General features: G+C 58.3%; 18 protein-coding genes. 13 read left to right on the top strand and 5 right to left on the bottom strand.

Features of this window, described 5'->3' with window-relative positions; genetic code table 11:
- Positions 1–4: 4 nt before the first annotated feature.
- Together QZR17_RS04855 and QZR17_RS04850 are read right to left on the bottom strand one after the other, a co-directional pair.
- Complete coding sequence (locus QZR17_RS04855) at positions 5–1,219, bottom strand: hypothetical protein (RefSeq protein WP_297128372.1); 1,215 nt, start codon at positions 1,217–1,219, stop codon at positions 5–7.
- Positions 1,192–1,755, bottom strand: coding sequence for an RNA polymerase sigma factor (locus QZR17_RS04850; protein WP_297128369.1), 564 nt, complete (start codon positions 1,753–1,755; stop codon positions 1,192–1,194). The genes QZR17_RS04855 and QZR17_RS04850 overlap by 28 nt, the downstream gene beginning before the upstream one ends.
- Positions 1,756–2,058: 303 nt before the next feature.
- Here QZR17_RS04850 and QZR17_RS04845 point away from each other — a divergent pair, with 303 nt between their 5' ends.
- From QZR17_RS04845 to nrdG, 8 genes are all read left to right on the top strand, one after another.
- A complete protein-coding gene (locus QZR17_RS04845) occupies positions 2,059–2,418 on the top strand; it encodes an Ig-like domain-containing protein (RefSeq protein WP_297128366.1) in 360 nt (119 codons plus the stop codon).
- 453 nt (positions 2,419–2,871) lie between these two features.
- Positions 2,872–5,913: a SusC/RagA family TonB-linked outer membrane protein gene (locus QZR17_RS04840; RefSeq protein WP_297128363.1), complete on the top strand. Its 3,042-nt coding sequence runs from the start codon at positions 2,872–2,874 to the stop codon at positions 5,911–5,913.
- A gap of 35 nt (positions 5,914–5,948) precedes the next feature.
- Entirely contained in the window at positions 5,949–7,556 is a 1,608-nt protein-coding gene (locus QZR17_RS04835; RefSeq protein WP_297128360.1) for a SusD/RagB family nutrient-binding outer membrane lipoprotein, read from the top strand.
- Between the two features lie 27 nt (positions 7,557–7,583).
- Complete coding sequence (locus QZR17_RS04830; RefSeq protein ID WP_296160172.1) at positions 7,584–8,852, top strand: LamG-like jellyroll fold domain-containing protein; 1,269 nt, start codon at positions 7,584–7,586, stop codon at positions 8,850–8,852.
- A 22-nt stretch (positions 8,853–8,874) separates the two neighbouring features.
- Complete coding sequence (locus QZR17_RS04825; protein WP_297128357.1) at positions 8,875–10,023, top strand: glycoside hydrolase family 18; 1,149 nt, start codon at positions 8,875–8,877, stop codon at positions 10,021–10,023.
- Between the two features lie 11 nt (positions 10,024–10,034).
- Positions 10,035–11,120: a hypothetical protein gene (locus tag QZR17_RS04820; protein WP_297128354.1), complete on the top strand. Its 1,086-nt coding sequence runs from the start codon at positions 10,035–10,037 to the stop codon at positions 11,118–11,120.
- A gap of 281 nt (positions 11,121–11,401) precedes the next feature.
- Positions 11,402–13,636, top strand: coding sequence for an anaerobic ribonucleoside-triphosphate reductase (nrdD, locus tag QZR17_RS04815; RefSeq protein WP_297128351.1), 2,235 nt, complete (start codon positions 11,402–11,404; stop codon positions 13,634–13,636).
- A gap of 5 nt (positions 13,637–13,641) precedes the next feature.
- Positions 13,642–14,148: an anaerobic ribonucleoside-triphosphate reductase activating protein gene (gene nrdG, locus QZR17_RS04810; protein WP_297128348.1), complete on the top strand. Its 507-nt coding sequence runs from the start codon at positions 13,642–13,644 to the stop codon at positions 14,146–14,148.
- A 101-nt stretch (positions 14,149–14,249) separates the two neighbouring features.
- Here the strand turns inward: nrdG and QZR17_RS04805 are convergent, their stop codons facing one another.
- Both QZR17_RS04805 and fabF read right to left on the bottom strand, forming a co-directional pair.
- Entirely contained in the window at positions 14,250–15,026 is a 777-nt protein-coding gene (locus QZR17_RS04805; RefSeq protein ID WP_297128345.1) for a ribonuclease III domain-containing protein, read from the bottom strand.
- A gap of 16 nt (positions 15,027–15,042) precedes the next feature.
- Positions 15,043–16,296, bottom strand: coding sequence for a beta-ketoacyl-ACP synthase II (fabF, locus tag QZR17_RS04800; protein ID WP_297128342.1), 1,254 nt, complete (start codon positions 16,294–16,296; stop codon positions 15,043–15,045).
- A gap of 22 nt (positions 16,297–16,318) precedes the next feature.
- Here fabF and QZR17_RS04795 point away from each other — a divergent pair, with 22 nt between their 5' ends.
- Positions 16,319–16,492 (top strand): hypothetical protein, encoded by a 174-nt coding sequence (locus QZR17_RS04795; RefSeq protein ID WP_297128339.1) that lies wholly within the window; start codon positions 16,319–16,321, stop codon positions 16,490–16,492.
- Here the strand turns inward: QZR17_RS04795 and QZR17_RS04790 are convergent, their stop codons facing one another.
- Positions 16,493–16,741 (bottom strand): acyl carrier protein, encoded by a 249-nt coding sequence (locus QZR17_RS04790; protein WP_070466942.1) that lies wholly within the window; start codon positions 16,739–16,741, stop codon positions 16,493–16,495. It abuts the gene before it with no gap.
- A 147-nt stretch (positions 16,742–16,888) separates the two neighbouring features.
- On the opposite strand from QZR17_RS04790, the gene QZR17_RS04785 reads away from it, so the two are divergent.
- From QZR17_RS04785 to QZR17_RS04770, 4 genes are all read left to right on the top strand, one after another.
- On the top strand, positions 16,889–17,488 hold the full coding sequence (locus tag QZR17_RS04785; protein ID WP_297128337.1) for a phosphoribosylglycinamide formyltransferase: 600 nt from the start codon (positions 16,889–16,891) through the stop codon (positions 17,486–17,488).
- A 641-nt stretch (positions 17,489–18,129) separates the two neighbouring features.
- Positions 18,130–21,024, top strand: a complete 2,895-nt coding sequence (gene gcvP, locus QZR17_RS04780; RefSeq protein WP_297128333.1) for an aminomethyl-transferring glycine dehydrogenase — start codon at positions 18,130–18,132, stop codon at positions 21,022–21,024.
- Positions 21,025–21,501: 477 nt separating this feature from the next.
- Positions 21,502–24,141, top strand: a complete 2,640-nt coding sequence (locus QZR17_RS04775) for a valine--tRNA ligase (protein ID WP_297128330.1) — start codon at positions 21,502–21,504, stop codon at positions 24,139–24,141.
- A gap of 32 nt (positions 24,142–24,173) precedes the next feature.
- Entirely contained in the window at positions 24,174–24,647 is a 474-nt protein-coding gene (locus QZR17_RS04770) for a hypothetical protein (RefSeq protein ID WP_297128327.1), read from the top strand.
- Positions 24,648–25,078 lie beyond the last annotated feature (431 nt).

The raw sequence follows: 25,078 nt of genomic DNA, 5'->3' as shown, positions 1-25,078 counted from the left end.
GTGCTTAGGCTCCTCCTACGAGGGAGGGAAGATCCATCGAGATACCGAGGGAGAGGCGTGGCGTGAGCCGGGGCAGCTCGGCACCCGGCAGCGCAACGCTCGGCGGGACGAGGTCGTACGACACGCCCGCTGAGCCGTACACCCTCAGCCCATGGCCGACCGATGCGGAGAGCCTCAGCCCGGCACGTAGGTCCACCATCATCCGCCTCTCTCGCTCACCCTCCACGAGGAGCAGATCGCTCTCCGTCTCACTCCGGAGCGGCAGAGAGAGTCCCACGGCACCATAGCCCGAGACCTCCGAGGCGCCTATCCGGAGTAGCCGGGCAGCCACACCGGGGCTTACGCCTATGGCATGCATATCCTGCCTGTAGTAGCCCCGGACACCCTGCTCCGCCAGCTCAAGCCTCTGCCAGGAGTAGGAGACCCCGAGATCGGCATAGACCCTCTCACCCACGATCGGATGCATCAGGTGCGCCTCCACCTCCATGACCGGTCGGCGCGTAAGCCGGACTGCGGCATCCTCTTGCTCAGAGCGTGAGGTGGAGGTGAGCAGTGCCATGGGGCTCCCACCGCTTATCCCGCTGCGCCCGGGGATCAGTGCCGAGGCGAGGAGCCTGGTGGCGGGCGCAGGTCTCGGCACGACCGGAAGGGTACCCCTGCTACTTTGCCCCGCTACTTTGCCCCCCTTCGCCGGTCGATAGATGGCAGAGTGGCTTGTCTCTGGGAGGGTACCTTCGCTACTTTGCCCCCCTACTTTGCCCTCCCTCGTCGGTCGATAGATGGCGGGGCGACCTATCTCCGGGAGAGCATTCGTCGCGAGACGAACCTCCGTGGGGCGGAGCGGCTCGATGGGCTGCAGCCTCTTGCGGGCAGGGTGACTATGAAGAACGGATGGCGAGTTCGTCTCCCCTCTCTCCTCCGTCCCCCACTGCGCCACAGGCGAGGAGGGCACCTCACGGAAGACCGGATCACCCGGCAGAGGCACCACGCCCTCCTCCGTACGAGGGGTGACGAGCAGAGCGATCAGCAGTCCCGCCACCGCTGCGACCATACTCGCTGCGATCAGGATGCCACGCTCCCGCCTCTTCCTCGGGACAAGTGCCGGCACCACCGGCGTCACCTCGGCTACGGGGAGCTCGACCCCCTTCAGCCTCTCTCTCAGAGCAGCCTCCCAGGCTCCCGGGGCAGCGCTCACTCTCTTTCTCTCTCCTTTATCCATTGCTCCAGCTTATCCTTTAGTCTCTTCTTGGCACGGCAATACTGCGATGCAGAGCTACGCTCCCCGATCCCCAGCATCTCGCCTATCTCCCTGTGCGAGTGTCCCTCGATGGCGTAGAGGCTGAATACCTGCCTATACCCCTCTGGCAGCTCCCCGATCATCTGTAGCAGCAGCTCCGGGCTGACCCGCTCGAGGAGAGACACCTCCGCCTCGCTGTCCTCCTCCGCCGCCACCTCCGTCAGGTCATCCATCGGGCACATATGCGCCTCGTGGAAGCTCTTGAGCGAATTGAGCGCTGTGTGGACGACGATACGCTTCACCCAGCCGTAGAGCGAGCCGTCCCCTCTGTAGGAGAAGGTCTCGGCGTGACGACACACCTTGATCATCGCCTCCTGGAGGACATCCTCAGCCTTGTCGCGGTCGCCGGTGTAGCGATAGGCCACCGCCAGCAGCTGACCGGCATAGCGCCGATAGAGGAGACGAAAAGCCGCCTCCTCGTCTGACCGCAGCAGATCTGCTATCTCTCTATCGCTCATGCGTCACAGGATCCATCTACTCTCCCAACAACCCTCCCCCCGATATACTGCACCGAGGGAGGGTACAAAGTTCATATATTATCCCGATCCGCCATCCCCTGACGTCAGAGACTTTCCTAATACCGATATTAGTGATGACTGATACCGATATTAGTGAAGTCTAATATCGGTATTAGATTTCATCGACAGCGATGCAGTATTTCGTGGGGGTCGTTGTTAGGTAGGTGAAGGGGGGACGAGGCCACTGCCTCTCTGCCCCGGGAGATTAGTTTTTTTACACCCAATAAAAAGTATCAAGACATCATGAAGTCACTACTCAAGGTCGGCGCACTCGCCACCATCACCCTCCTCACCGCTGTCGGCGCCACCGGCTGCAAGGACAAGGATAAGCCGGTCAATCCCGACAAGATCACCGTCACCCTCGACGCCACCGCCAAGACCATCGAGGTAGGCAAGAGCGAGACCCTTAGGGCAACCATCAAGGGGAAAAAAGTCAAGGGTGTCACCATCCTCTGGCAGAGCAGCGATCCGAAGGTCGCCACCGTGGACAAGAGTGGCACCGTCAAGGGCATCAAGGCCGGCACCGCCAAGGTGACCGCCACAGCCTCTCGCGGCAAGGCCTCTGCCTCCTGCGCCATCACCGTCAAGGAAGCCAAGAAGTAACCCATAAATTTATTCACCATCCCTTCTGTGAAAAAATGCTGTGCCCACCCGGCGCAGCATTTTTTGCTTGGTAGTAAAGAGGGGACCATCAGAAGAGCCTTCCACCCAAGAGAGAGCTATCGTAGGAGCCACACGGCGATAAACACTCTTGCGCTTCCTCCATACCGCAGTGACACAGAGGGTCATTTGGCATACTTTTTTCCTCAAAGAGCGCCGCTATTATAAAAGTTTTTTTGTATTTTTGCTCCGTTGGTAAGGATAAGATACGAAACTTACACTTAACAATTAGGACCACGAAGTCAGCCACCATGGTACCCTTGAGACCTATTCTGTGAGCTATCCGCGACGCGAGTCACAGTCCTTGTGACGACTCTTACGACAAGCTTACAGACCTGAGGGTGCAATAACCGGGACTAAGTGTCGCCACAAATATTCATCACTCAATTAATCAGTATGAAACAGACCCTAAAAGCAAGACTGGCATGGCTCCTCACAGCCTGCCTGTGCTTATGCTCTACGGCTGCTCTCGCCCAGAAGACTATCACGGTGACTGGATCGGTCGTCGAGACCTCCGGGGAGCCTATCATAGGTGCCACCGTGGCCGTCATTGGCCAGAGTGGACTGGGAGCAATGACCGACCTTGACGGCAAATTCACGATCAAGGGTGTCTATGAGAATGGGACCCTCCGCGTCTCTTACGTAGGTATGAAGACCCAGGAGATACCACTCAATGGCAGGACCACCCTCACCATCACGCTGCAGGAGAATGCCGAGCTCCTCGATGGGGTGGTAGTCACCGCACTTGGTATCAAGCGCTCTGAGAAGGCGCTGTCGTACAACGTCCAGCAGGTCGAGAGCGATCAGCTCAATACGGTCAAGGACGCCAACTTCGTCAACTCCCTATCCGGTAAGGTAGCAGGTGTAAGCATCACCCGCTCCTCTGCTGGGATCGGTGGTGCGACCAAGGTGACGATGCGTGGATCCAAGTCTATCGCGGGGAATAACAACGTCCTCTACGTCGTCGATGGTATGCCCATCGGCAACCAGTCTCTCGCCGGTGATGGTAGCGAGTATGGTCGCCCCGGTAGCGGCGAGGGGATCTCGGACTTCAACTCAGAGAACATCGAGTCGATCACCGTCCTCACAGGACCCTCTGCAGCAGCACTCTACGGAGCCGCTGCAGCCAATGGCGTCATCCTGATCAATACCAAGCAGGGTAAGGAGGGCTCCCTGAAGGTCAATTTCTCCTCCAATACGGAACTCCTCCGGGCAGGGATCATGCCTGACTTCCAGAATACCTACGGCAATAGACCCGGTAGCTACTACAGCTGGGGAGACAAGCTAGCTCAGCCCTCCACCTTTGACCCCAGGGACTTCTTCCAGAATGGCTTCAATACCATCAACTCCCTGACCCTGACCGGCGGGACCAAGCAGAGCCGCACCATCGCCTCCGTGGCAAGCACTCACTCCAAGGGTATCATCCCCAATAATGAGTACTACCGCTACAACTTCAGTGGACGTAACACCGCAGACTTCCTGGACAATAAGCTTCACATCGACCTTGGGGCTGACTACGTCCTGCAGGGGGATCAGAATATGATGTCCGGCGGACGCTACTTCAATCCCCTCCGCTCGCTCTATCTCTTCCCGAGAGGAGAAGACTTTGAGAACGTGAAGATCTGGGAGCGCTACAATCCCGACCGCAACATCTACGAGCAGTACTGGCCCTACGGCACTCAGGGAGAGGACTTTGAGAATCCCTACTGGGTCGCCAATAAGGAGATGTTTTACTCTAAGAAGCATCGCTATATCTTTAATGCTCGGGTACAGTATGACTTTGCAGACTGGATCAACCTCGCCGGTCGTGTCCGTATAGACAATACCTACAACTCCATCTGGACAAAGCTCCATGCCACCACGCTCTCACTACTCGCCGGTGACATCGCTGACAATCCGATGGGAAGCTTCACAGAGACTGAGAGTCGCTTCAAGCAGACCTATGCCGATGTGATCCTCAATATCAATAAGACCTTTGGGACAGACTGGTCGCTCTCTGCCAATATCGGTAGCTCCTTCGATGACCACTATGCCACCGGAGTCTCTGTGGGCGGACCGCTTAAGCTTATCCCCAACTTCTTCTCCACCGCTAATGTCGATCCCGACAAGACCGGAGGAGGCGGGCAGTCCTACAACCGCACACGCAATATTGCACTCTTTGCCGCAGGCGAGCTCGGGTGGCGCAATATGGTCTACCTCTCCCTGACCGGACGCGCCGACTGGGCCTCTCAGCTGGTGGCCAATGGCAAGACTCCTGCTATCTTTTACCCCAGCGTCGGTCTCTCCGGAGTCATCTCGGAGATGGTGGAGATGCCTGACTGGTGGAGCTTCCTCAAGGTACGTACCTCCTTCACCGAGGTGGGCTCACCCATCTCCATGACCGGTATTACCCCGGGGAGCATCACGTACGAGATGCAGCCCGGTAAGGTCAATCCGATCACCATCTACCCCTTCCCCGACTTCCGCCCCGAGCGCACCCGCTCGTATGAGCTGGGGATCAACTCCCGATTCTTCCGGGGTGACCTGTCCATCGATGCGACCTTCTACGAGTCGCATACGTACAATCAGACCTTCCTCCAGAAGCTCTCCGGAGGATCGGCATACTCAGGCTTCTACGTACAGGCGGGAGACATCCGCAATCGTGGTGTGGAGCTCTCTCTCACGGGGGGTCACACCTGGGGAGACTTTGACTTCAGGTCCACGCTCTCCTACACACGCAATGTCAATCGCGTGATGCAGCTGGTGAAGGGCTACACCAATCCTATCGATGGGACGACCTTCGACATCGATGTGCTGGAGAACCCCAAGTATATGCGTGTCGGTGACTCCATGGATGACATCTTCGTCCGCGGGATCCTCGCTAAGGACGCTGACGGCAAGCTGATCGAGGAGGGCAACGGCTACCGCATCGATCGTACCCAGCTGCTCAAGGTAGGACGTGTGACGCCTGACTTCATCCTCGGGTGGAACAACCGCTTTGCCTACAAGGGGCTCTCCCTGAGCTTCCTCATCAATGCCAAGGTAGGCGGCAACGTCACCTCCAATACCCAGTCTTATATGGACGGCTTCGGCGTATCCAAGGTGACTGCAGACGCACGCGATGCCGGTGGAGTGGTCGTAGATGGTACCACCTACGATGCAGAGAAGTACTACACAACCATCGGTAACAACCACCTGATGGCGTACTATCTCTACGATGCCACTCAGGTCAAGCTCCAGGAGCTCTCCGTAGGCTACACGCTCCCGAAGAAGTGGCTTGGCAGCTACCTCCAGAGTGCCAGCCTCTCCCTGATCGGGCAAAATCTCCTGACGATCTATCGAGCTGCTCCATTTGACACCGACCTTGCAGGCGGTGTGGGCACTTACTCTGCCGGTGGCGACAACTTTATGCCCCCGAGCATGCGCAGCATTGGACTAAGCATCAAGCTGGGCATCTGATAGGTCATCCACTCACGATACAGAGATGAAAAATCATGAATAAGAATAACATCGGCAAAGTCCTACCGATACTTACAGCCGGACTCCTGACCCTGGGATCCGCCTCTTGTACAAGGGACTTCCAAGAGATAAATACCAACCAACTCCAGCCGACGGACGAGATCCTCAATAGGGACAATATCCGCAATAGCGTCTACCTACCCGACCTGCAATTCAATGTCGTCTTCACAGCGCTGGAGGGGACCAATGCGGTCAATGACTATCAGATACTCAATAATCTGACAGCAGACTCCTGGGTGGGCTATATGGCTCCGACTAATGATAAGTGGGATGGCAAGAATCTGGGTCAATTCTACTTCGACGTGGGGTGGAATAATATGGGATTCAATTGCATCATCCCCCGGATCCTCAATCCCTGGATGCAGACGCGCGACATCACCATGAGTGGTGAGACTAAGAATGAGGAGATCTTCTCCATCGCTCAGATCTGCAAGATCATGGGGATGCAGAAGGCTACCGATATGTTTGGTGCCATCCCCTACTCAGAGGCCGGCAATGGATCCTTCACTGTCCCCTACGACTCTCAGGAGGCTGTGTACAAGTCTTTCCTCAAGGAGCTCACCGAGGCGGTGGACGTCCTCTACCGCGCCTCAGGTCGTAAGTTGGTAGTGAAGGACTACGTCTACAATGGCGATGCTGCCAAGTGGGCTCGTCTCGGCAACTCCCTTATGCTCCGAGTAGCGATGCGTACCCGATTTGTGGATCCGGAGCTGGCTAAGAAATATGTGGAGCAGGCCTGCGCTCACCCGGCCGGAGTGATCAGCAGCGTCGACGACCAGGCACAGATCGACCAGAATAGCGGCGTGCAGACGCTCAACTCTCTCCACGTGATCGCTGAGTCGTACGACGATACACGTATGGGAGCATCCATCTACTGCTACCTCACAGGCTACAGAGATCCTCGCCTGGACAAGTACTTCAAGCCCAGCTCCTACGGAGACTACGTGGCCGTCCCGCCGGCGCTGCCGAATACAGGAGACGCCTATAAGGTGGCCTCCAAGCCACTGACCAAGCAATTCGGTCCCACCGTATGGATGAGGGCCTCTGAGGTGGCGTTCCTCCGCGCTGAGGGTGCACTCGCAGGATTTGCCGTAGGAGGTAGTGCCAAGGAGCTGTACGAGGAGGGAGTCAAGCTCTCCTTTGCCGAGCAAGGTGTCGAGGGAGCGGATAGCTATCTCCGCTCCACCGCTCAGCCTGCTGTATTCAGTGACCACATCCGCTCGGAATACTCTGCCGGTGCTCCATCAGAGATCTCCCCGAGGTGGGACTCTGCAGCTGGTGAGGAGGTCAATCTGGAGCGCATCATCACTCAGAAGTACCTGGCACTCTTCCCCAATGGACAGGAGGCCTGGACCGAGTGGAGACGCACCGGGTACCCGAGGCTCCTGCCGGCGAATACGAATATCTCCAACTTTGACGTCATCACCTCTGACGGGCATAAGGATGGCGTACGCTGCTGGCCCTACCCTCTCGATGAGCTTAATCAGAATAAAGCTAATGTCCAGGAGGCTATCAATAAGTACAAGGGTGGCTCCAATGGTGCCAACATCAATGTCTGGTGGGACACCAAGGATAAGCGATAAGCACCTATCAATACAAGAAACCGTATCATGAAAAAAATAGTATTATCAAGCCTGCTCTGTGGCGTGGTCTTGGCGGGTGGACTCATCTCCTCTTGCTCACTCGCTGATGGCGAGGGGGACTCTCTCTACGGCAACGGCAAGACACCCAATGCGGTCTATATGAAGAATGCCACCCCGACCGGTGTCGTCTCCACGCTCATCAAGGAGGGGCAGGGTGGATTCGTAGACCTCACCCCTCAGCTCGCTGCCCCGGCAGAGGAGGATGTAGCTGTCACTATAGCTGCTGATGCTGAGCTGGTCAATAAGTATGCTGAGCGTAATGGCCTCAAGTTTAGAGGTCTGACTAAGGAGGACGTCCTCTTCATCGATAGCGATGGTAAGGAGCACTCGGGCGAGATCACGGTGACGATACCCAAGGGGAGCGTCCAGACCAGCGTCAGCTGTGGCGTCAGGGCTCTGGATGATGACAAGTACCCCTTCAGCGGTAAGTGGGCCATCGGAGCAGAGATCACCAAGTGTGATGCCGGGGTGACCCTTCTCTCTCAGCCCAAGTCGACGATCATCACTCTTAATCGGCAATTCAAGACCTCAGTCATGCACTGGATCCACTCTGATGAGCTGGTAGTGCAGATGAATGAGCCCGTGCAGCAGGATGTGACTGACTGGACCTTCCAGATGCAGGTACACTTCTCCAGACTGGGCCGCAACGACTGCTACGTCGCCAGCCCCAATCAGACCGTCGCCAATCTCTTTGGGTTCTCCGGATCGGAGTGGTACACCCGCATCTCTGAGGAGGGCGGACTGCAGCTCAAGATGGGCCGTGATGGTGGCGACACCTGGACCAATAAGCCCCTCCAGGCTAAGAAGTGGATGCAGATCACCTACACCTTCCACCGCACAGGGACCAATCGCGGTGTCGTCTCGGCTTATGTCAATGGTGAGCTGCAGAAGACGTGGATCTCCGATGACTACTCCTGGGCAAAGGGCACCAAAGAGGCCGGATGGCGATTTGGAGGCTGTCCATGGGGCGACGACTACGTACGAGAGGTCAAGATGTGGAATAAGGTGCTCTCTCCGGCGGAGATGCAGGAGAAGCTCTATCTCCCTGAGGACCCCAAGGACCCCAATCTGATCTTCTATGTCCCCCTCAATCGTGAGACCATGAATCCCGACACCAACGAGATCCAAGAGCTCACCGGTAACGCTCACGTGATCACCAAGGACAATACCTCCTTTGAGATCGTGGACAACGTGATCTTCCCCAACGACGACCTCGTGATCCTCTCTGAGGAGTAACCCCACACAGAATAAAAGTATTATGAGACTACATATATCCGCTACAGGCATCCTCGCTGCAGCCCTTACGCTCGCATCGGTCGCCTGCACCAATATTGTCCCCCTCGATGTGGACGATGAGGCTCAGCAGGAGCTGATCGATAAGCGCGAGAAGCCCAAGAAAGAAGCTGAGAAAAAGCTCCTCGACGAGAATAAGGCTGACTCTGCCCGGATCGCCGAGAGCAATAAGCTCAATCGCCAGAAGTACCTCGAGGACCTCAGAGCATACAAGAAGAGTGATCATATGATCACCTTTGGCTGGTTTGCCAACTGGAATCCTGAGAGCCCTGATCCGGTCTTTAACCTCGACCTCCTCCCCGACAGTGTAGACTTTGTCTCCAATTGGGGTCCCTCCTTCAACCTCTCACAGGCACACAAGGAGCAGCTCAAGCGCGCGCATGAGCGTGGCATCGGCATGACCATCGGCTGGATTGTCGGCGATGTCGGGCAGGGGATCAATGCCCCGGAGGGCGGCTGGATGCAGTGGAGAGATCAGAGTGGCGAGGTAGACTGGCGCAAGTCCATCGAGGCTTATGCTCAGGCGCTCGCTGACTCGATCCAGAAATACGACTACGATGGATTTGACCTCGACTACGAGCCCGCCTATATCTCTCCCGATGGCAAGAGACAGTCCTGCGGTACCTGGAGCAGCGATGACGTCGTGGCGATCATCTCTTGCAGCCAGTCCGGCAACAAGGAGCGGGAGAATTACTTCTTCCGTCAGCTGAGAGAGAAATTTGACGAGAAGGAGAAGGCTATGGGCAAGAAGCTTATGCTTAATGTCAATGGCGCACTGCACTGGCTCGACCCCGATGCGGTACAGTACTTCGACTACTTCATCGCCCAGAGCTACAATAATACCGGCTCTCGATGGGCCTCCTCTGTCGATCGCTTTGCCGGCAAGGGCATCACGCGCAAGCAGCTGCTGATCACGGAGACATTCCAGACCAATGAGCCGAACGCCAATAGCTTTATCAATAACTACGCCCGCGTAGCTATAGCGAATGGCTTAGGTGGCGTGGGAGCCTTTCACATCAATGAGGATCACATCTATGGACCCAACTACGGAAACATCCGCGGTGCCATCAGCCTCATGAATCCCCCGATGATACCTGAGAAGAACCTCAAGTGATACAGATAGTTATGAGATCAATAAATAGACTATTTACTCCGCTCCTCTCGGCACTTACCCTGCTCGGCATGGCAGCCTGCAGTAAGCCCGACGTGGAGATCGTGGAGTCCAATTACGAATTTACGCCCAGCGAGAAAGCCACCTCGGTGGACAAGCCGGCACCCTATCTCTTCGAGGGAGGTAACTTCGTTGCCCCCAAGAGTGGTCAAGAGCCCCTTACCTTCCTCCTTAATGGTAAGGACGGACACTTTGCCCCCAAGGGCGAGAAGGCACTGGAGGCGATCGTGGAAGTGATCAAGGGCGAGACGCTCAGCGACGTAAGTATGTCCGTGCGTGTCAGCAAGGATAAGTTTATGAGCCTCGGGCTGAGCAGAGAGGGCTTCATGGAGCTCCCCGAGGGGATCCTGACCTTTGACAAGACGGTGACCATCGCCAAGGGAGATAAGTCCGCCACTCTGCATATCAGCCTGCCTGAGAGCATTGAGGCAGACCTTAAGGATGGCAGCTACGCTTCGGTCCTGGAGCTGGTGCCCTCAGGCGAGGACTTCCACACCGCTGAGGGACTCAATCAGATCATCGTCAAGGTCGCTGTCAACAGCCTTGACTACCTGCGACCTAACGTCACGATGGTAGACGAGATCCCGGCCGGAGCCACGAGGATCCCCTCCCTCGACTTCTTCGCCTCTGCCAATTTCAATGACGACCGCACCGACTACGTGCTCGACGGCGACAAGAGTAACGATACCGGTCGCACATGGATCTCGGGTAGAGCAAGCAGCAATGCACTCACCCTCTCTTTTGGGGATGAGCCGCGTATGGTCGGCTACATCTACATCTACAGTCCGATCTACCAGTATGGATCGAGTCGTTACTCGACCGGATTTACCCGCTGTGGCGTGTGGATCTCGGACAATGGTGGTCGCAACTTCTACGACATGGGCACGATGGAGGACATTGATCGGAGTAGGAACGAGTATGTGATCCGCCTCGACAAACCCGTACCGGTCACCGATATCCGTATCGATCGCTTCGGAATCATGTTCCGCGAGGGAGCGTTCATCGGTGAGGTGGAGCTCTATGAGCCTGTCTCAGAGTAACCTCAGAGACTGAGCCCCAAGGGTCTCCTGCTTAAGACCCTATGAGAAAGGAGGTCCCGGCAGCAATCTGTCGGGACCCCCTTTTATTATTGGTCGCACTTTAACAATTACTCATACAGCTGATGGGGAGCGGGAAAGGACAAAAAGGCAGACAACTGAGGGACTTTTGTCATAGCCTGAGTGGATATCTTTGGCTAACTTAGTCGGCGAATAGAAGGAGAAAGTTTCCCAATACCTACTCTTACAAAACAATTACCTCACTTTATATCAGAGATTTACATATGGAGACCGCTATGCTTAAGGAGGACAGAGTTGTCCAGATGGACAATCCACAGCGCACAGATAGTCACCCGTCAGCGACCACCATACTCGAGGTGATCAAGCGGGATGGGCGACGAGTGCCCTTCGACAAGAGCAAGATCACCATCGCCATCGAGAAGGCGATGAACTCCTCCTCGGGGATCTACGAGGCGGGGCAGGCGGCGCAGATCGCCGACGAGATAGAGAGCTATGCCGCCATCGTACGCACGCCGATGACGATCCACTCCATCGAGGAGATGGTCTACTACAAGCTGACGATGTACGGCAACATCGCCACCGCCAAGGCATACGAGAGCTACCGGTCGGTGCAGGAATTTAAGCGGCAGAGCAATACCAACGACTCCAGCATCCTCGGCATCCTCAATAAGACCAACCGAGGCGTGATGGACGAGAACTCGAATAAGGATGCCAAGATCGTCTCCACGCAGCGCGACCTGATCGCCGGCGAGGTCTCCAAGGATATCGCCCGCCGACTCCTTATGCCGGCAGACATCGTGATGGCGCACGACAGCGGGGCGATCCACTTCCACGACATGGACTACATCATCCAGCCGATGTTCAATTGCTGCCTGATCAATCTCGAGGATATGCTTCGTCGCGGCACCTGCATCAATGGGAAGAAGATCGACAGCCCCAAGAGCTTCCAGGTCGCCTGCACCATCACGACGCAGATCATCGCTCAGGTCGCCTCGGGTCAGTATGGCGGCCAGTCGATCAACGGCATCGACCGCATCCTTGCGCCCTACGTGCGCCGGAGCTTCGACAAGTATCTCAAGTACGCCCTCGACGATCAGGAGAAGATCTACGGCATAGAGCCCAATCTCGAGAAGGCCAAGGAGGTGGCGTGGAAGCGGACGAAGAAGGAGGTGAAGGACGGCATCCAGACGATCCAGTACCAGATCAATACCCTCATGACGACGAATGGGCAGGCTCCCTTTGTCACGCTCTTCATGTACTTCCAGCCGGGGTACGAGTACGAGCGGGAGGCGGCGCTGATCACCGAGGAGATACTCCGGCAGCGGCTCGAGGGGATCAAGAATGAGTCAGACGTCTACGTGACGCCAGCTTTCCCCAAGCTCATCTACGTCCTCGACGAGCACAACGTCCACCCCGACAGCAAGTACTACTACCTCACCGAGCTGGCGGCGAAGTGCACCGCCCGCCGTATGTACCCCGACTATATCTCTGCGAAGAAGATGCGGGAGATCTATAAGGGCAACGTCTTTGCCCCGATGGGCTGCCGCAGCTTCCTCTCCCCCTGGCAGGATGAGGAGGGAAAGTTTGTCTTCGACGGACGCTTCAATATGGGCGTCGTCAGTCTCAACCTTCCCCAGATCGGCATCCTCTCCGGCCGAGACGAGGAGCGCTACTTCACCATCCTCGAGAAGCGGCTTGAGCTCTGCAAGCGGGCGCTCCTCTTTCGCTACGAGCTGCTGAAGGACGTCACCAGCGATGTCTCGCCGATCCACTGGCAGTACGGGGCGATCGCCCGGCTCAAGCCGCACCAGCGGATCTACGACTACCTCCAGCGGGGCTACGCCACCATCTCGCTCGGCTATATCGGTCTCTACGAGGCCTCTATGCTGGTGACGGGAGAGCCGCACACGACAGAGGAGGGGCATCGATTTGCACTCCGGGTGATGCGCCGGCTGAGGCAGGCTGTGGATGAGTGGAAGGCGGAGACCGGTCTCGGCTTTGCCCTCTACGGCACGCCAGCCGAGAGCCTCACCAATCGCTTTGCCAAGATCGACCTCGCCCGCTTCGGCTCCATAGAGAATGTCACCGACAAGGGCTACTACACCAATAGCTACCACGTCGATGTGCGGGAGCCGATCAGCGTCTTCGAGAAGTTTGACTTCGAGAGCGAGTTTCAGGACCTCTCCACCGGCGGTATGATCTCCTACGTCGAGATCCCCAATATGACCAATAACATCCCCGCCGTGCTGACGATGATCCGCTACATCTACGACCACATCACGTACGGGGAGTTCAATACCAAGAGCGACTACTGCCACGTCTGCGGCTTTGACGGTGAGATCAAGGTAAATGACGACAACGAGTGGGAGTGCCCTCAGTGCCACAATAAGGACCGCTCCAAGCTCACCGTCATCCGGCGCACCTGCGGCTACCTCGGGGAGAACTTCTGGAACGAAGGGCGGACAAAGGAGATCAAGTCCCGCGTCCTGCACATTTAGTACCGATGCCTCTCCACTACGCACAGATCCGCCGGTACGACGTGGCCAATGGCGAGGGGATCCGCACCTCCGTCTTCGTCACCGGCTGCACGCTACACTGCGTCGACTGCTTCAATGTCCTCTACCAGGACCCCGCCTACGGGACCGAGTGGAGCGAGGAGACGACCGCCCGGGCGATCAGCTACCTCCGCGACCCCAACGTCGCCGGGCTCACCCTCCTCGGGGGCGAGCCGATGCAGAGCCCCGGACTGGTGCCGGTGGTGGAGGAGATACGCCGGGCTCTGCCGGAGGGCAAGACGATCTGGGTCTACTCCGGCTACACCTACGAGCAGATCGTGGCGGACCCCGATCGGAGGCGCCTCTTAGAGCTCTGCGATGTCCTCGTGGACGGACGCTTCGTCGCTCGGCTCCGGGACCTGCGGCTCCGCTTCCGCGGCAGCTCCAATCAGCGGATCATCGCCATCCGACCCTCCCTCGCTGCCGGCACCCCGGTCCTCTACGATCCCGCATAGGCAGCCCCCCGACAATCCAAAGAGGTTTCGAGCGTAGTGACTCGAAACCTCTTTTTTATACTCCTTCGCAGAAGGATCGTTGATGAAGATGGGAGATAATGTCAGCGGTCGGCGAGGAGGCGGAGGGCGCTCTGCGCTGCCATCTGGTCGGCAGCCTTCTTGCTGGGACCGCTACCCCGGGAGAGGATCTCGCCCTCAGCCCCGACACGGAGCGCAATGTGGTGGACCACCTCACCCGGTGTCTCCTCCGTCTCCCCGAGGTAGTCAAAGAGGTAGGGCGTGCCCTCTCGCTGCATCTTGATGATAAAGGCCGACTTGTAGTCCTCCTCCTGGTGGGAGACCTTTTCCATATTCTTCCGCGAGATCACCACCTGCTTCTTGACAAAGTCGGCAGTCGCCTCAAATCCCTTGTCGAGATAGAGCGCCCCGATGAAGGCCTCGAGGGCATTTCCCGGCACATCGCTGTGCTCGAGGTCCACTCCCGGAGAGACCCTGAGGACCTTATCGATCCCCATATTGCGAGCCAGCTTATTGATCTGCTTGCGGCTGCTGAGGAAGGAGCGGATCTGCGTCAGGCCACCCTCATCCTCATCGGGATAGAGGCGGTAGGCGGCGGCAGCGATCACCGCACCGAGGAGGCTGTCGCCGAGGTACTCAAGCCGCTCATTTTGCTTCCCCCCGTTACTGCCGACATAAGAGGAGTGGGTGAGTGCCTGGGCAAAGGTCCTCCAGTCGGTCGGCATCTGTCCCGTCACCTCGTGGACAAAGCTCTCCACGCTGCGTCGATACTCCTCTGCAGGAGTGATCCTCCGCCTCCTTGCGGGGACTTGACCGAGAGTTCGGACCCTCTGCCTAAGCAGGTCCAGGAGGCGTCCCATGTGGCTCATCGCCATCTTACTTCCACTTCTTGAGTATGATGGTACCATTGTGCCCTCCGAAGCCGAAGGTATTGGAGAGCGCATACTCTATGGGGCGCTCCTTAGCGGTATTGAAGGTAAAGTCGAGCCTCGGGTCGAAGTCCGGATCATCGTCATCCGCAGCGTGATTGATCGTCGGGGGGATGATCCCGTCCCTGAGGGCGAGGATCGACAGCACCGCCTCGACGGCTCCGGCCCCACCGAGGAGGTGACCAGTCATCGACTTCGTGGAGCTGATGCTCATCTCGCTCACGTGATCGCCGAAGAGGTCGACGATGGCGCGCGCCTCACTGATATCCCCGACGGGGGTGGAAGTGCCGTGGACATTGATGTAGTCGATCTTGTCGGGCGTGACTCCCGCATCCTCCATAGCGCGCGTCATCACGAGGCGAGCGCCCAGCCCCTCGGGGTGAGAGGCGGTGAGGTGGTAGGCATCGGCACTCATACCGACACCGACGATCTCCGCGTAGATCCGTGCCCCGCGTGCCACGGCATGCTCCATCTCCTCCAGCACGAGGACCGCACCGCCCTCACCGAGGACGAAGCCATCCCTACTCTTGGAGAAAGGCCGAGAGGCGGTCTCGGGGCTGTCGTTGCGCGTCGAGAGCGCCTGGAGGCTATTGAAGCCTCCCAGCCCGCTGACAGAGATCGCTGCCTCCGCTCCACCGGCGAGGCAGATGGGCGTGCGACCGAGACGGATATTGTCGACCGCAGAGATGATGGAGTGGGTCGAGGAGGCGCAGGCGGAGACGGTGCCAAAGTTGGGTCCCCGGAAGCCATACTCGATCGAGATCACCCCGGCAGCCATATCGCTGATCAGCTTAGGGACCATATAGGGAGAGAAGTGGGGTCCCTTCTCGGCATCGTAGTCGAGGATATTCTCCTCGAGAGAACCGATCCCTCCGATGCCACTGCAGACGATCACCCCGATCTCATCCTTATCCTCCCGCTCCAGATCGAGCTGAGAGTCCTCGAGCGCCTCCCTCGCAGCGATGAGGGCAAATTGGGTGTACCGGTCGCACTTCTTGGCCAGCTTACGGTCCAGGAAGTCGGTCACCCGGAAGTCCTTCACCTCGCAGGCAAAGTGTGTCTTGAAGTGCTCCGGGTCAAAGAGCGTGATCGGCCCGGCGCCACTACGCCCGGCCTTGGCTGCTTCCCACGTCGTTGGCACATCGTATCCGAGCGGCGTGATGGCGCCGACACCGGTGACGACTACTCTTTTTAGCTCCATTGTATATGATTGATTACACAGAGTGAAGTCCATATGGACATCCGATGTCCCCCGGTACCCCTACGAGCAAAGGGGATGGGTCCGCAGCTACGGACACACCCCCTATGATCTGTCAGGCGGACAGAGCCGTACCGGCATCGGGACAGCTCTCTCCGAGGCACAAAGCCCCTACGACAGAGGCTCCGTTGATCGATGATTAGCGATCCTTGACAGCCTCCAGGACGTGATCCACAGCATCGCCGACGGTCTGGATCTTCTGAGCCTCGTCGTCCTCGATCTTGATGTCAAACTCCTTCTCAAACTCCATGATCAGCTCCACGGTGTCGAGAGAGTCTGCACCCAGGTCCAGGGTGAAATTAGCCTCATCCTTTACCTCAGAGGCATCGACATTAAGCTTGTCAACGATGATGTCCTCTACCTTCTTTGCGACTTCGTCACGTGTCATATTGGTATGTCTATTTAGTAATTAAGTATTGAAAAAACGTATCTTTGTCTCACAAGGATGGGAGCAACGCACGGCATACCTCACCCTTTGACAAAGCAAAGATACATATTATTTGCACAATGAAATAAGTTCGTGCATTTTCACGTTATGACTAAGATAGCAATATTTGCCTCCGGCAACGGGACCAATATGGAGCAGATCGCTGAGTACCTCGCCGCCCACCCGGAGGCAGCGCTCTCCGTCGCCTGCGTGGTGATCAACCGCCGAGAGGCCTATGTGCGCCATCGAGCAGAGCAGCTAGGGATCGAGGTGAAGTACTTCACCCGCGATGAGCTGGCCGACCCTGAGGTGCTGTTGCCCTACCTCCGTGAGCGAGGAGTGGAGGCGATCGTGCTGGCGGGGTACATGGCGCTCATCCCGCACTTCCTCCTCGAGGCCTATCCGGGTCTGATCCTCAATATCCACCCCGCACTCCTGCCCAAGTATGGGGGCAAGGGGATGTACGGCATGCACGTCCACGAGGCGGTCCACGCCGCCGGCGAGCGGGAGACCGGCATCACGATCCACGAGATCGATGAGCAGTACGACCGCGGGCGGACGATCTATCAGGCACGTACCGAGATCAGCCCCGAGGATACACCAGAGGATATCGCCGCCAAGATCCACCTCCTCGAGCGCGACCATTACCCCCGCATCGTGGCCCGCTGGATCGAGTCAAAGCGCGAGGAGCACCTCCTCCACCGATAGTCCCAAGGCAACCCTGTCCTCCCCCCCCCTTTTCTGTGGGAGAAATCTAATACCGGTAAAAGAAAACTCTAATACCGATATTAGAGATCACTAATACCGATATTAGTCGCACCTAATATCGGTATTAGATTTTTACCCCCTCTGCGCTGCCTTATCGGACGAATCGGACAAGTCGGACCGGTCGGACGAGTCGGACAGCGCAAGAGACACCTGGTATCCACAAGGAGGTCTGCCCCGACAGCCGATCCAGCAGGGGACCCCGGGAGGGGTCATTTTTTCATAGCCCGGTGGTCGAGGCACGAAGTGCCGATGACCCCGGGTTACTTACGTTACGCCTCATATAGACGACCCCGACAGGGTGTCGGTCCCCCTCTGACGATCGCCATTACGAGCGACGCCCTAGCGGGGTCGAGGGGATGAATAGGGCTATGATTTCCCGGGGTCGTCGGGGCTACGCCCCTCCGACCACCGGGCTACGAAAAACGCACCCCTATCGGGGTGCCACGCCGGCCGACCCGTCGGATGAGGGGGTGCTTCTTTTTATTCTCTCGGGGAAAATGGCTAATTTTACACTGTCGGAGTTTGGGCTCTGACCTTTTGCCACTAAAAATCATCTAACCAAATACTTACACAATCGATTCATGAATACAACTGACTTCAGCATCCGCGAGATCGGCGTCACCGACCCCGAGGAGAAGAAGAGGATGCTCGAGACCATCGGCGTCAAGAGCGTCGACGACCTCATCCATCGTGTCATGCCGTCGGACATCCTGCTCGACAAGGAGCTGGACCTCCCCGAGCCGATGAGCGAGCGCGAGCTGATCGAGCACATCAATGAGCTGGGCGAGAAGAATCAGATCTTCTCCTCCTACATCGGTATGGGCTGGTACGACACCTGCACCCCCGCCGTCATCCAGCGTAATATCCTCGAGAACCCCGCTTGGTACACCTCCTACACGCCCTATCAGGCTGAGGTGTCGCAGGGCCGACTGGAGGCGCTCTTCAACTTCCAGACCGTCATCACCGAGCTTACCCGTCTCCCGCTGACCAATTGCTCCCTCCTCGATGAGGCGACCGCAGCTGCCGAGGCATGCGCCATGCTGCTGAATGTCCGTAAGCGGGCTGAGGAGAAGACCAAGACGAAGATCTTCGTCTCCAATAACCTCTTCACCACCACCCGCCGCGTCATCGAGACGCGCGCCTCGCAGTGGGACTGCGAGCTGGTCTACGGCTGCCCCGATGAGATCACCCTCGACGAGACCTTTGCCGGCGCTGTCGTCCAGTATACCAATGACAATGGTCAGGTGATCGAGCTCAAGAGCTTCCTCGAGAAGGCAAAGAAGGCCGGCGTCCGTGTCGCTGTCGCTGCCGACCTGATGTCCCTCGTGCTGATGACCCCTCCCGGTGAGCTGGGTGCCGACATTGTCTTCGGCTCCTCTCAGCGCTTCGGCGTGCCGATGTACTTCGGTGGTCCCTCCGCCGGCTACCTCGCCGCCACCGACGAGTACAAACGCATCATCCCGGGACGCATCATCGGTGTGACCGTCGACCGTCTGGATCACAAGGCCTTCCGCCTCGCCCTCCAGACCCGCGAGCAGCACATCAAGCGCGAGCGCGCCACCTCTAATATCTGTACCGCTCAGGCACTCCTCGCCACCATCGCCGGTATGTATGCCGTCTATCACGGACCGGAGGGACTCAAGGACATCGCCGGGCGGATCCACACCTACACCGTGATCCTCGACCGTCAGCTCCGCAAGCTCGGCTACAAGCAAGCCAATACGCTCTACTTCGACACCCTCAAGATCGTCGACCTCTCCGAGGAGAAGGTGGCCGCCATCCGTCGCATCGCCGAGGAGAGTGGCTGCAACTTCCGCTACTTCGCTGACGGCACCTCCATCGGCATCTCCCTCGATGAGACCACGGAGGTGAGCGACCTCGCTACCCTCTTCTACATCTTCACCGAAGCGAAGAAGGCCGACTCCGAGATCGACGTGCCGGAGATCCCCGCAGAGTGGCTGCCGATGGACGAGAAGGTCCGTCGCGAGGGCGACTTCATGCAGCAGGAGGTCTTCAGCCTCTACCACACCGAGACCGAGCTGATGCGCTACTGCACCCGTCTCGGTCGGCGTGACCTATCCCTTGCCGACTCGATGATCTCCCTCGGCTCCTGCACGATGAAGCTCAATCCTGCCGCCTCCCTCTTCATCCTCTCCAATGCCCACTTCTCCTGCATCCACCCCTACGCTCCCTCAGAGCAGGTGGAGGGCTACCTCGAGATGATCGACAGCCTCGGCAAGATGCTCTGCACGATCACAGGATTTGACGACATCTCCTTTATGCCCAACTCCGGTGCCGCCGGCGAGTACGCCGGTCTGCGCACCATCCGTGAGTACTTCATCGACCACGGACAGGAGGACCGCAAGGTGATCCTCCTCCCCGAGTCTGCTCACGGCACCAACCCCGCCTCCACCTCCCTCGCCGGACTGGAGCCGGTGATCGTCAAGTCGACGGAGAATGGCGAGATCGACGTAGAGGACTTCCGCACCAAGGCGGAGCAGCACAAGGACCGCCTCGCCGGCACCATGATCACCTACCCGAGTACGTACGGCATCTTCGAGGTACACATCCGTGAGCTCCTCAAGATCGTTCACGAGCGTGGCGGTCTGGTCTACATGGATGGTGCCAATATGAATGGTCAGTGCGGCTGGACCAACCCCGGCTTCATCGGTGCCGACGTATGCCACCTCAACCTCCACAAGACCTTTGCCATCCCCCACGGTGGTGGCGGTCCCGGTGAGGGCTGCATCTGCATGACGAGCAAGCTCGCACCCTACAAGCCCTCTCACCCGCTGATGCATGGCGAGGACCGCATCCCCGTCTCTGCAGCGCCCTTCGGCAGCGCCGGCATCCTCGGCATCACCTACGCCTACATCCGCATGATGGGCGCTAAGGGGCTCAAGGCTGCCACCGCCGGAGCGATCCTCAACTCCAATTACCTCTCCGCCCGTCTGCAGGAGGACTATGGCGTCCTCTACCGTGGCGAGACCGGCTTCGTCGGTCACGAGTGCATCGTCGAGTGCCGCAACTTTGGTGCCGTCGGCATCACCGACCTCGACATCGCCAAGCGACTGATGGACTACAACTACCACGCCCCGACGCTCTCCTTCCCCGTCCACGGCACCCTCATGGTGGAGCCGACCGAGAGTGAGAGCCTCAAGGAGCTCGACCGCTTCGTCGAGGTGATGAAGCGCATCCGCGCCGACATCCAGGAGATCATGGATGGCAAGGCTGACGTGGAGGATAATGTCCTCAAGAATGCCCCCCACCCCCTCTACGAGGTGGCCACCGACGAGTGGAGCCACCCCTACACGAGGGAAAAGGCTGCCTTTGACCTCCCCTACCTCCACGACTGGAAGCACTGGGTCAATGTCGCGCGCGTCAATGACGGCTACGGCGATCGCAACCTCGTCTGCTGCTACATCCCCGCAGGCGAGCTTATCTCCAATGAGAATGCGATGAAGGAGGAGAGGTAATCCCTCCCGTCCCTGATACCTGAGGGGGCACAGCGCAGAGAGAGAGATCTGCGCTGTGCCCCCTCTCTGTATGCTAAGGAGAGCTGTCTTATCGGACGAGTCGGACGGATCGGACAAGTCGGACGGTGCTCTAAACAGCCGGCATTTGCCTAAAAGGTCCGCCCCGCCGACCGATCCCGTATGCCGATCCCACATGCCGATCCAGCCGACCGATCCAGCCGACCGATCCAGCCGACCGATCCAGCCTGGGACCCCGGTAGGGGTCCGTTTTTCCTAGTCCGGGTGTCGAGGCACGAAGTGCCGAAGACCCCGGGTTTCCTGCGTTCCACCTTTATGACACGACCCCGCCAGGGTGTCGCTCCCTCTGGCGATCGCCATTATGTGCGCCACGCCTGGCGGATGAGACGGCAAGAGGGGGCTTAGGAGGGGAAATTGTCTTATCTTTGTCATCTAAAGACAGATAACTACAGACGAGATATGTCGCACGAACTAAGCGCTAAGTACGATCCCTCCCAGGTGGAGGATAAGTGGTATGGATACTGGACGGAGCATAAGCTCTTCGCCTCTCATCCGGACAATAGACCTCCCTACACCGTCGTCATCCCCCCGCCCAACGTCACCGGCGTGCTCCATATGGGGCATATGCTCAATAACACCCTCCAGGACATCCTCGTCCGCCGGGCGCGGATGACCGGCTTCAACGCCTGCTGGGTCCCCGGGACCGACCATGCCTCCATAGCTACGGAGGCGAAGGTGGTGGCCAAGCTGGCGAAGCAGGGGATCAAGAAGAGCGACCTCACGCGCGAGCAATTCCTCGACGAGGTGTGGGACTGGACGCATGAGCACGGCGGGATCATCATCAGCCAGCTCAAGAAGATCGGCGCCTCCTGCGACTGGGACCGCCTCGCCTTCACCATGGACGAGCAGCGAAGCGAAACGGTGAATGATGTCTTCTGCGACCTCTACCGCAAGGGGCTGATCTACCGCGGCATACGGATGGTGAATTGGGATCCGGCAGCTAAGACGGCGATCTCCGATGAGGAGGTGATCCATAAGGCGGAGCACTCCAAGCTCTACTATGTCCGCTACACCATCGTGGAGGATCCGGAGCAGTACGTCCTCGTGGCGACGACCCGCCCGGAGACGATCTTTGGTGATGCGGCGGTCTGCATCAATCCCTCCGATGAGCGGTACACCCACCTCCAGGGCAAGCATGTCATCGTGCCGGGCGTGGGTCGCGAGATCCCGATCATCATGGATGACTACGTGGACATAGACTTCGGTACCGGCTGCCTCAAGATCACCCCCTGTCACGACATCAACGACTACGCCATCGGTGAGCGGTATCACCTGCCTAAGTACGACGTCTTCAGTGACGATGGTACGCTGAATAGCTTTGGCGGCAAGTACGAGGGGCGTGACCGCTTTGAGGTGCGGGACGCTTTTGCCCAAGAGCTGGAGGAGATCGGGGCGATGGACCACGTGGAGGACTACGACAATACGGTCGGCTTCTCCGAGCGGACCGATGTGCCGATCGAGCCGAAGCTCTCCACCCAGTGGTTCCTCCGGATGGATCACTTCGTCAAGCCGGCCTACGAGGCGGTGATGAAGGACGAGGTGAGCCTGGTGCCGCCAAAGTTTAAGAGCATCTACGCGCACTGGATGGAGAATATCCACGACTGGAATATCTCTCGTCAGCTCTACTGGGGGCACCGCATCCCCGCCTACTACCTGCCTGATGGGCAGATCGTCGTGGGGGAGAGCCGTGCCGTGGCGCTCGAGGAGGCTCACAAGATCGACCCGGCCCTCACCGATGCTGACCTGAAGCAGGACGAGGACACGCTGGACACCTGGTTCTCCTCCTGGCTCTGGCCGATGAGCGTCTTCGCCAATCCGATCAAGGATCCGGAGAATGCGGAGCTCCGGTACTACTACCCCACCTCGACCCTCGTCTCCGGACCGGACATCCTCTTCTTCTGGGTCGCCCGCATGATCATGGCAGGGTATGAGTATATGGGGAAGAAGCCCTTCGGGGACGTCTACCTCACCGGTATCGTCCGCGATCACCAGGGACGCAAGATGAGTAAGCAGCTGGGCAACAGCCCGGACCCGCTCCTGCTGATCAAGGAGTATGGCGCCGACGGCGTCCGGATGGGGCTGATGAGCTGCACCAATGCCGGCAACGACATCCTCTTCGATGAGTCTATGTGCGAGCAGGGGCGCAACTTCAGCAATAAGATCTGGAATTCGTACCGCCTCGTACAGGGCTGGCAGGAGAGCGAGACGGTGGAGCAAAGCGCTGCCCAGGCGGCCGCTGTACGGTGGTTTGCCGAGGTGCTGAGCGACACCCGCAAGACGCTCGACGACCACTTCGCCAAGTACCGCATCAGCGATGCGATGATGCTGCTCTACCGTGTGGTCAAGGACGACTTCTCCGGCACCTACCTCGAGCTGGTGAAGCCGGACTACGGCAAGCCGATCGATAGTGCGACACTTACCGCCACGAAGGGCTATCTCGAGCAGTTGCTGCTCCTCCTGCACCCCTTTATGCCCTTCATCACCGAGGAGCTGTGGCAAAACCTTGCCGACCGCGCAGACGGGGAGAGCATCATGACGCAGCAGCTGCCTGCTGAGGCGGAGCCTGACCGCGAGATCCTCCACCAGATGGCGCTCTCGAGCGACATCATCACCGGCGTCCGCGGACTGCGCGCCCACCACGGCGTATCACCCCGCGAGGCGGTGGAGCTGCTGATGCCGGAGGATCGCCTGAGCGATGCCTCCAAGGCGGTGATCCGCAAGCTCGCCAATATCTCCGACTTCACCGTCGCACCGACGAGCGGAGACGCTGAGGTGGAGACTTTCCTCGTGGAGACGACCGTCTATGGCGTCCCCTTCCGCGGGCTGATCGACATCTCGGGCGAGATCGAGAAGCTGAGGAAGGACATCAAGCACTACACCGGATTTATAGCCGGGATAGAGAAGAAGCTGAGCAACCCGGGCTTTGTCAACAACGCCCCGCAGGCTGTCGTCGATATGGAGCGGAAGAAGGTCTCCGATGCGACGGAGAAGCTGAAGAGCGCCCAAGAGCGTCTCGACCTCCTCGAGCAACAGCAGTAAGCCATCCCTCCCGCAAGTAATCAAGGCACGATATGGAGTCAGAGATTCATGACAAGGTGATGAGTACCGCCGCTATCGTGGCGGAGTTTTTCGGGCACTTCCGTGAGACGCTGCTGACGGGCGGCTGCCTGTCGGTCCACAAGGTGATCACCTCCTTTGACCTCGTCGAGGGGGAGATACTCCTCTCCTCGGATAGCGGTCAGAGCGAGAGCGAGGTGGTCTATGGCTGGCTCTCCGAGGATGGGGAGCGTGCCGTGGTGACGGAGCAGGAGGCGCTCCTGACCGTCCGGGAAGCACTCCGGCGGCTGGCGGCGGCAGGATTCTTTGAGCAACACCCCTTTGCGATGGACGTCACGATCGTCTATCAGACCGGCGGGGCTAAGGACAAGACACTCTACTCCCACAGCGACAGCACCTGGGACGGGATCCGGCACGACAAGCTCCTCAAGGGAGCGAGCGAGGAGCTGGACCTCTTCCTGACAGAGCTCCTCCGGAAGGAGGCATAGGGCGACCGCCCAACAAATCAAGTACCCCCTCTCACGCCATAAGCATAGCGTGAGAGGGGGTACTTGAGTCGTACAGAAGCCACTTAGCTCATTGTGAAAAGTGGGAGAGCGAGGCACCCAGGCAGGGGTGCCTTTTTCACAGCCCGGGTGTCAGAGGGGTGTAGCCCCGACGATCCCGTGGATCAGGCATCACAATTGATCCCACGACCCCGCAAGGGTGTCGCACCGGTTGCCTAACTCCCTGACAAGTGCGACACCCTACGGGGTCGCTTATTCTAAAATGCATCTTCGTTTCCCGCGGTCTTCGGCACTTCGTGCCTCGACACGCGGGCTATTTATGCTAACCACCAAACTTTTTGGGTAGAAATTTTATGCGGTCTGATATTGTTGAGCTACTTTGAGGTGGTGATCGGGATCATATAAGGTGTCGT

This window comes from uncultured Porphyromonas sp. (assembly GCF_900541275.1).
GTDB lineage: Bacteria > Bacteroidota > Bacteroidia > Bacteroidales > Porphyromonadaceae > Porphyromonas_A.
This window is presented reverse-complemented; position numbering and strand designations above follow the sequence as displayed.